The sequence below is a fragment of the Lacinutrix cladophorae genome, assembly GCF_053604645.1.
In genome coordinates this window covers 1-8,220 of sequence record NZ_JBSHNR010000034.1, presented here as the reverse complement: position 1 = coordinate 8,220, position 8,220 = coordinate 1, and the positions used below count along the sequence as shown (strand labels likewise).

Sequence of the window (8,220 nt, the reverse complement as noted above, 5' to 3'; positions counted from 1 at the left end):
TTCGCTACATTTTATAACAACGTTTATAAAAAATTGCTAGATTAGTGCTTAAATAATGGTAGTTGCATTTTTGCCAACTTCTGATTTTCCTTCGGAAAATCCTCGTCGCCAAAAACGCAACTTTCCATACACAAGACCGTTGTACAACATTTGAGACAAACGAATGAAATTAGAATTTAGTAACATAAAAGAATCATATTTGGATATAAAAACATTTCTTGAAAATGCTTCTGGACAAAAAATTAACGGATTAAATACCAGAATTGCTGAAGATCTTGGACTTTTTGGAGATGATAATTATTTTCTTTTAACTGAATTCGCTGAAAAATACAATGTAGATTTTCAAAGCTTTGAATATGACAAACATTTTGAAAGTGAAGGAGAATTATTCAATTCTTTTAGAACTTTAATTAGCATATTATCTCTGCCCTTTTTTCTTATTGCCAAAATAATTAAATTTATTTTTCCAAGAATCAGCATAGATTTAACCAATTTAACTGTTTCTAAAGCTCGAGAAACATATGATTTAACTTTTGGAGATTTAATTGTCTCAAAACTAAAAGGTGAATTTTGTTTACGAAAAAATACTTTGATTGAGATATAAAATTTGAAAAAGAGATTTAAACCAATATTTCCAGCATCATTAATTATAATAATTCTTATAATAACATTTTTTATTTATCGAGATTTTCTAATTCAAGATGAATATAATGTAGAAAATAATCAACAGACTGAAATTAAAGTTTCTGAAATGGAATTAGAAAAAAAATATAAAAACCTAAAAGCTCATTTTGGAGAGGAAAACATTCAAATTGATTATTATGGAGACACATTTAATAAAATAAGAATAACGCATCTTCCAACTGGAAAACAGCAATTCGGAAATAAAAATATTACACAAATTGAAAACGCAATTATTGCTTTAGAAAAATTAAAAGCCGAACTCAATGAGTAGTTTAATCGGAATTAAAAAAACGTTGTACAACAATGTGTATAATTAATTGCTTTGGTCGTTGCTTATTTGGAAAATTCCTTCGGAATTTTCTCGCGTTCGCTTTTGTTTACTAAATTAGTTGCTGAAACACGCAACTAACCATACACAAAACCGTTGTGCGCAATTAAACTCGAGACTAAATGAATTGGTATGAATATCAAGAGTTTGTAGCTGATGTTTTTCGAAACATAGGTGCAGAAGTTGAAACTAACTATAAAGCTGTTGGTGCCAGAGGTGAACATGACTTAGATGTATGGATTAAGTTGGATAAACTTGGTATTGAAATGACTTGGATATGTGAATGCAAATACTGGAAAGATTCTATACCAAAAGAAAAAGTACTTACTCTTTATGAAATCACTAAAGATTTAGGTGTTGATAGAGGATTCTTATTTTCAGAAAGTGGATTCCAATCTGGAGCTATTAGATGCACAAAAAACACGAATATAACGCTTACAAGTGTTGATGAAATTAAAGATTTAATCAAACAGGAACTCGAAGAAGCGAAATTGATAAATTTTCTTAAGCGTATAGAAACCATTAAAAATATAGTGAAAAAATCATGGATAGATGATTTAGGAAATCCTATTGCAAACAATAATTCAAACTTTGATAAATGTTTAACCATAGATGGAACTTTAATGTTTACATCGCTTCAAATTCAAAAAGCAATTAATAATAACTATCCAATATCTTTGACAAGATATTCAATGGAAAACAGCCATTGTAAGAACATTGATGAACTCAACAAAACATTAAGTGAAGAATTGGACAATATTGAAAATGTAGTTGAGGAAATTAGAAAACAAACAGAAAAAAAGGATGAAGAAGTTTCTAATAAAATAGACATCTTCATTCATGCAATAAAAAGTTTGTTAATTTCATCTGAATATCAGCTATTTAATAAATCGGTGGATATCGACAAGCAAGTTTTTGAGACTTTAAAACATATGAAAACTGTTGGGAAATCAGCAGATGAATTAAAAGAAATTTCCAATGGAACTTTAGCTATAAATATTCATAAAATGATGAGATTATTAATAGAAAATATCTATCCTCACTTAACAAAAATTGAAATGGACATAAACGAATGGAAGGAATCCGAAGAAAAGATATTACACCAATTAGAAATTTTAACTAATAAATAACTGCGCACAACAACGTGTATATTTTATTGCTAGGTTCTAGCTTGCTTACGAAAATCCTCGCGGATTTTCTATTCAGTATTTATTTGCTAACTTAGTAACTTGATCACGCAACAAAGCATACACAAACACGTTAGCCACAAGCTGAAAAAACATTCTGCAAAAAATGACAACAACAGAAATTAGAAATATAATAGCGGAGTCTACCGAAAAAGAATGGTTCAATTCAGCTGAAGTCGAAATCCATTATCCTCATATTGAGTTTGAACAATCTTTTAAAGGAATTAGCTCTATTCATAAGTTTTTATCTAAACAAGTTTCTGGTTGGGAGGAAATCGAATCTATTCCGAGTGTCCTAAATTCTTCAAAACAACACTTTACAAATTTAAAAAACCGAATTGAAAGCTTTGTGAATAGATATCAAAATCACAATGAAGCTCAATTAAATAACGGTTGGAGAACAGAGCAATCTCAATTACAAAGTAATGGTAATTATTTTACGTTTGACTCTGTCTACACAAAATTCATTATTGATTTATCAAAAAGTTTACCGAATTCAGTAAATGGAGCTTATAACTATTTAATTAAGACAAACAATAACTTAAATGATAGAAATGTATTTATTGGAAGCTTATTAGCTTACGAATTTGAATTAAAGGATAAAGCAGAAATAACTGAAAGAAGAAAAAAAGAAAGAATTTCACTTAGCAAGCTAAAAACAGAATTCAAGAATCAATTAAGTGAAACAGAAACAGATTTAGTAAATCATCTAAAAAATACAAATGAAAAATATAACGAGTATTTAGAAAAAATTGAAAATCTAAAAGAAGAGAAAAAATTGCTCTTTACGAATTGGTTTGAGGGTAATGAAGAAAATAAAATCATAGGCGTAAAAGAGGAGTTTGACAATTTTAAAGCAACCAAAGAATCTGTTTTTAATGATTGGTTTGAAGGAACTGAAAAAGAGATAGGTGCAAAAAAGAAAGTATCTGACTTAGAGCATACTTATGAAGAACTTTTGAGGTTAAAAAAACCTGCTGAATATTGGAAAAATAGAGCTATTGAATTAAAAGAAGAAGGTTGGAAAGCTATTTATTGGTTAATTGGACTTGTAACTTTTACTTGTATTACTTTATATCTATTACTTTGGTTAACACCAGAAGGGATGTTATTGAGTTTTGTAAAGGGTAATGCACAAGCCATAAAATGGTCGATTGTTTACGTAACTTTCATATCATTTCTAGCATTTGGAATAAGAGCATTAAATAAGGTTGCTTTTAGTTCTTTTCATTTGGCTAGAGATTCCGAAGAAAGAGAACAACTAACTTATGTTTATTTAGCCTTAATAAAAGACAATGCTGTTGATGAAAAAGATAAAAACCTTATTCTACAATCATTATTTAGTCGAGCTGAGACAGGATTATTAAAAGATGATTCTGGTCCAACTATGCCGAGTGATATCTCAGGAAAAATATTTGGAGGAAAATAGAAAAGCCAGATGGCTAACACCGTATATAATTTATTGCTAGTTCTAGCCTACTTACGAAAATCCTCGCGGATTTTCTATTCGGTTATTATTTGCTAACTTAGTTCCTTAAACCCGCAACAAAGCATACACAAAACCGTTAGCATTCATATTTTCTTTAGATTTTCAAAAACGAAAATTCAGGTAATATGAAATTAAAATTTTTAATAAACTTTTTTTAGTTCATTACCATTTATATATTTTTTTCCCACAAGCTTTTAAGATTAATAAGGAAAAGATAGCCTGAAATACGGAACGTAAATAAATCCATAGCTCCGATTTATGGATTTTACTCAAGAAACTTTTAAGATTAAAAGAATGAAATAACCTGAAATACTAAACGGATAATTAATTTTTAGCTTCGATTCATGGATTTGTAACAAGAAACTTTTGAGATCAAAAGAATAAAAAACTCAGAAATACGGAACGCAAATATTAAACTTGAAATACGGAACGCAAAAATAATTCCTAGCTTCGGTTCATGGATTTTTCACAAAAATCATTTGAAATCAAAAAGAAAAAAATAACCTGAAATACTGAATGTAAAATGCTTAATAAAACTAAACCATACGTAATGCTAACAACGTGTATATTTTATTGCTAGTTCTCGCCTACTTACGAAAATCCTCACGGATTTTCTATTCGGTTTTTATTTGCTAACTTAGGTGCTTAAACACGCAACAAAGCATACACAAGACCGTTGTGCAACATTTGAATGAGCATCCCAAGAAACCATCACTTTGTATCTCAAGTTCATATTAAGAACTTCTTTAACTCGGAAAAAGGGAAAATTTTTCTATATGATAAACTTGCGAATAATCATTATTTTAAAACGACTACTAAATCAGTCTTTAGTGAAAAAGATTTGAACTCAAAATTTGACAAAGGAGAACTCGACCATATTTCGATCGAAAAGGACTTAAATGAACATTTCGAAAAAGACTTTTCCCAACATTTGGGAATAGTGGAAAATTTTTTAACTGAATTTAATTTAACAAACGAAGTAAATGAATCTCTAATTTATTTCGCTAAATACGGCATTATTGGAGAAATAAGGAATCCGAGACACAAAAAGGAATTGGAAGAAACTATTCACAACGCATTTTCTGAAATATATAAAATGTTTGATTCTAATTTAAAAAAAGAGTTTGACGAAGCATTTGCTTATAAAAAAGAAACGGAATATATAAATGCAGTTAAATATTCCAAATTTGCAAACGATATTATAAAACTTATGGGAAATCTTATTTTTATAATTGAAACACCTAAAAATGATAAAGATTTTTTCCTTTTACCCGATTTTTGTTCTGCGAATAGAAGAGAGAAAATCAATACTTATTTTAATCCAGATGTAAAAGAGATTGCATACATTGGATTACCATTAACAAGCAAAATATATATACATTTTTATTCCTCGAAAATAGAAAATATAAAACCCAATTCAGGAATTTATGAAATGGATAGTTTAACTGTTGACAAACTGAATAAAATGAATTATGATTATTGTCAAAGTAAAGTCGCTTGTGAAAACGAAGAATATTTGAAATATTTTATAAAAAACGTTGCACAACAACGTATATAATTTATTGCTAGTCCTAGCCTACTTACGAAAATCCTCGCGGATTTTCTATTCGGTTTTTATTTGCTAACTTAGTTGCTCAATCACGCAACAAACCATATACAAGACCGTTGTACCACATTTGAGAAAAACCTTGCGAACTGAATGAAATTATTTCCAACTAAAAATTTTAAAGCAGAATTAAGAAGTGATTATTCAATCTCAATGGAAAATTTGAAATCAAATACGGACATTACTGATTCTCTAACTTCTGATTGGACTAATAAAGCATTTCGCGGACAAGTAAATCAAAACGGATTCAAAATAATATCATCTGAAATAGGTCGCGGAGCAGTATGTGTTTTGATTGGAGAATTTAATGGAAAAAAAGGCAAAATTGAAGTGAGAATTCATAAAGCTTTTAAAGTTATGTTTTCGATTTTAATGCTAATGCCAATTATTGGAGTTGTAATTACAGTTTTAACAAAAGAAATTGAGAAACCATTCGGATTAATTGTCCCAATTATAATGGGATTTGTATTTATCAGATTTATATTTATGGAATTAAGTTTTAGATTTATCTCTAATACTGGAATTAATAAATTGACTGAAATACTCTCGATAAAGGAATTAAATAAAGAGTAAAAAACGTGGTACAACACCGTATATAATTTATTGCTAGTTCTAGCCTACTTACGAAAATCCTCGCGGATTTTCTATTCGGTTTTTATTTACTAAATTAGGTGCTTAAACCACGCAACAAACCATATACAAACACGTTGTGCGTCATTTAAACAAACCATATGGAAGAAAAGAAAATTGGATTTAGATTGTCAAAAGTTAATTGGATTTTAGCTTTAATCGTAATCGGAATTTCAGCATTATTTTTTTTAAGAAGAGATGGAATTAACGGATTTAGTCTTGGATATCTTTTTGGCTCAATTGTAACTTCAGCGATAATACCTTTGTTTTTTGCTTTCATTGTATGGTTAATAAAAGGAAAAAAACCATATGCTGGAACATACACATTTAACATAGTTTTGGTTCTTATGTGTTTTGGAATGATAAAAGAACTTGGTGCTATAAGCAAAGAGAAAACCGATAGCATTGACTCAATAACTAAATCTGTTTCGGAATACAAGGATAAAATAAACAACGAGGAAGATGGAATTGATGCATATCAAGAACATATTTCAAATATAGATGACGGAATTTCAAAAATGATTAGAAATAGTACTGGAAATGAACAAGAAGTATATAAAAACCTTCAAAAATTCACTTCCATTAACAGTTCTATTATGATAGATTGGCAAAAGTCAGTTGATTCAGTTGCTCAAGAAAGAATTTTAGATTATTCGCTTTTAAATAATCAACAAGAGTTTGAATATCAAATTGGAGTATTAAAATATTATAAAACCCAATCGGAGTCATATAAAAATCATTTTGCGAATAGAAAATCAATACTTGCTGACTTAAATAAAAATATTCCAAAGGGGAATTTGACACTCAAAGGAGTTATGACTGGAATAAATAAAAAAGACTCAATCCAAAAACCAATATTTGAGCCTTTTATCAATTCGCATATTGATTATAGTAATGATTTATTAGAGATAGTCGAATTTCTCCAAGACAATCAAGGAAAATGGGAATATAAAAATGATGAATTAACATTTTCAACAGTAGAACTTGAAGAAAAATATTCGACTTTAATTAATAAAATTGCGGAAGATGAAAATCGGATTAACGAATTGACCGACAAACTGATTGAAGTAATGTAAAAAAAACGAACGCACAACACCGTATATAATTTATTGCTAGTTCTAGCCTACTTACGAAAATCCTCTCGGATTTTCTATTCGGTTTGTATTTGCTAAATTAGGTGCTTAAAACACGCAACAAACCATATACAAACACGTTGTGCTTCATTACCAGAAACCGCTAACCCATGATAAAATTCTTTAGAAAAATTAGACAAAAACTATTAACTGAAAATAAACTCAGTAATTATTTTATCTATGCTATTGGAGAAGTTATTCTTGTTGTAATTGGTATTCTTATTGCCTTGCAATTAAATAATCTTAATGATATAAAAAAAGACAAAGGTGATGAAAAGAAATACCTTGCTAGAATACAATTAGATATTAAACAGGACTTAGCAGAATTAGAAAGGCTTTTTCAAGGGGATACTATTCAATTAGATGCTTATACTTTTTTGGGACGTTATTTGCAGTCAGATTCAATAGCCACAGACCCTATTGTATTAGTCACAAAGTCAGGTAATGCTTTTGGAATCCATTGGTTTGAAGGTAAAAATATAGTTTTTGATGACATGAAATCGTCTGGCAAAACAGGACTCATTACTTCAGATTCTTTAAGAAATAGTATTCAATATTACTACAGATTATTTGATGAAGTCATAAAAGAAGAGAGTGTACACAATAATTCAATCTTAAAATATAATGATAATATTTATCCTTTTTTCGAAACAGGTTCTGGATCAGACATTGGGATGCCGGAAAGGTGGAAAGAAAACTCGAATGAAAAATCATTTTATAAATTTTATAATTCCGTGATAAACCTAGATGAAGACCAAAAAAAAATAATTTCCGATAATTTTGGCTTGACGAAAGCTAACATTTTACTAAATCATAGAGTTCGACTGTTACTACATAAAGAGGGACTAAAGACAATTACGGCTATTGATGCTTATTTAAAACAAGAAAAATAACGAAAGCACAACAATGTGTATAATTAATTGCTAGTTCTAGCCTACTTACGAATATTCCTGCGGAATATTCTATTCGGTTTTTATTTGCTAAATTAGTTGCTCAAACACGCAACTAATCATACACAAACACGTTAGCATTCATATTTTCTTTAGATTTTCAAAAACGAAAATTCAGGTAATATGAAATTAAAATTTTTAATAAACTTTTTTTAGTTCATTACCATTTATACATTTTTTCCCACAAGCTTTTAAGATTAATAAGGAAAAGAT

The 8,220-nt window shown here is 28.9% G+C and carries 8 protein-coding genes; all 8 read left to right on the top strand.

What is annotated here, in order from left to right; translation table 11 throughout:
- Positions 1-163 precede the first annotated feature (163 nt).
- The 8 genes from ACVC3Y_RS00235 (at position 164) to ACVC3Y_RS00200 (ending at position 7,950) form a co-directional block, all read left to right on the top strand.
- On the top strand, positions 164-604 hold the full coding sequence (locus ACVC3Y_RS00235; RefSeq protein WP_452225736.1) for a hypothetical protein: 441 nt from the start codon (positions 164-166) through the stop codon (positions 602-604).
- A gap of 3 nt (positions 605-607) precedes the next feature.
- Entirely contained in the window at positions 608-955 is a 348-nt protein-coding gene (locus ACVC3Y_RS00230; protein ID WP_452225735.1) for a hypothetical protein, read from the top strand.
- A 179-nt stretch (positions 956-1,134) separates the two neighbouring features.
- Complete coding sequence (locus tag ACVC3Y_RS00225) at positions 1,135-2,142, top strand: restriction endonuclease (RefSeq protein ID WP_452225734.1); 1,008 nt, start codon at positions 1,135-1,137, stop codon at positions 2,140-2,142.
- Between the two features lie 163 nt (positions 2,143-2,305).
- Complete coding sequence (locus ACVC3Y_RS00220; RefSeq protein ID WP_452225733.1) at positions 2,306-3,628, top strand: DUF6161 domain-containing protein; 1,323 nt, start codon at positions 2,306-2,308, stop codon at positions 3,626-3,628.
- A 751-nt stretch (positions 3,629-4,379) separates the two neighbouring features.
- On the top strand, positions 4,380-5,246 hold the full coding sequence (locus tag ACVC3Y_RS00215; protein ID WP_452225732.1) for a DUF4238 domain-containing protein: 867 nt from the start codon (positions 4,380-4,382) through the stop codon (positions 5,244-5,246).
- 141 nt (positions 5,247-5,387) lie between these two features.
- Positions 5,388-5,867 carry a hypothetical protein gene (locus ACVC3Y_RS00210; RefSeq protein ID WP_452225731.1) on the top strand — a complete coding sequence of 160 codons (480 nt, stop codon included), beginning with the start codon at positions 5,388-5,390 and terminating at the stop codon, positions 5,865-5,867.
- Positions 5,868-6,025: 158 nt separating this feature from the next.
- Positions 6,026-7,000 carry a stage II sporulation protein M gene (locus ACVC3Y_RS00205; RefSeq protein ID WP_452225730.1) on the top strand — a complete coding sequence of 325 codons (975 nt, stop codon included), beginning with the start codon at positions 6,026-6,028 and terminating at the stop codon, positions 6,998-7,000.
- Between the two features lie 167 nt (positions 7,001-7,167).
- Entirely contained in the window at positions 7,168-7,950 is a 783-nt protein-coding gene (locus ACVC3Y_RS00200; RefSeq protein ID WP_178985147.1) for a DUF6090 family protein, read from the top strand.
- The last annotated feature ends 270 nt before the right edge of the window (positions 7,951-8,220 follow it).

Bases quoted from the DNA above. Each gene is read 5' to 3' on its own strand.
- ACVC3Y_RS00235 (WP_452225736.1), top strand. From the start codon at position 164: ATGAAATTAGAATTTAGTAACATAAAAGAATCATATTTGGATATAAAA.
- ACVC3Y_RS00225 (WP_452225734.1), top strand. From the start codon at position 1,135: ATGAATTGGTATGAATATCAAGAGTTTGTAGCTGATGTTTTTCGAAAC.
- ACVC3Y_RS00220 (WP_452225733.1), top strand. From the start codon at position 2,306: ATGACAACAACAGAAATTAGAAATATAATAGCGGAGTCTACCGAAAAA.
- ACVC3Y_RS00215 (WP_452225732.1), top strand. From the start codon at position 4,380: ATGAGCATCCCAAGAAACCATCACTTTGTATCTCAAGTTCATATTAAG.
- ACVC3Y_RS00210 (WP_452225731.1), top strand. From the start codon at position 5,388: ATGAAATTATTTCCAACTAAAAATTTTAAAGCAGAATTAAGAAGTGAT.
- ACVC3Y_RS00205 (WP_452225730.1), top strand. From the start codon at position 6,026: ATGGAAGAAAAGAAAATTGGATTTAGATTGTCAAAAGTTAATTGGATT.
- ACVC3Y_RS00200 (WP_178985147.1), top strand. From the start codon at position 7,168: ATGATAAAATTCTTTAGAAAAATTAGACAAAAACTATTAACTGAAAAT.